This window comes from Bartonella sp. OD88NMGDW, from assembly GCF_042193775.1.
Taxonomy (GTDB): domain Bacteria; phylum Pseudomonadota; class Alphaproteobacteria; order Rhizobiales; family Rhizobiaceae; genus Bartonella; species Bartonella grahamii.
Genome location: NZ_JBHIMA010000088.1, coordinates 1 through 589 on the forward strand (window position 1 = coordinate 1; position 589 = coordinate 589).

1 pseudogene is annotated in these 589 nt (G+C 35.3%); it reads left to right on the forward strand.

From position 1 onward, the window contains the following. A pseudogene (locus ACFIJR_RS09250) lies at positions 1-493 on the forward strand (hypothetical protein); the annotation flags it as partial. Positions 494-589 lie beyond the last annotated feature (96 nt).

The following is a 589-nucleotide window of genomic DNA, read 5'->3' on the forward strand; positions in this document are numbered from 1 at the left end:
TAACAACCGATGGCAAATTAACGAAGCGATGATTGCGAAATTGCCTTCACGAAAAGTTAAAAAGGTTGGAAAAAAACTTTCAGAAATCTTTGACACGATGATGCCTGCTTGTTTTCCAGAGAAAGCAAACTTTTTTGAAGGAACAAAGAAAACAAGGGAAAAACAAGAAGTTGAAAGAATACTAGAAGATTTCAAACCCGATTTTCAATACGCAACTGAACAAGGATTAACGCATGATGAAGCCTTATCAGAATTTGAAAAATTTGTACGCTTTTCAAAAACCAATCCATGTCGAAATGCAAATGAACGCGATTGGCAAAGCGCTTGGGATAATTGGATTACGCATCCAGAATATGGATTGGTAATTAAGAAACACAAAAAATTAGAAACGGAAAAACTATATGCAACCGCATGCTATAAATCATCATCAAACAATTTCGTAAACAACCTTTCAGAAAGATTTAGCATACCCCCAACAGCGATCTACGCTTAAAGACACTTATGGATCAGAAATAGAGCTTTTTTCGGGAGCATCAGTCATGAAATCGTATTTAAAAGGATCCGAAAAAACAGCAAAGTAGTGAAATTT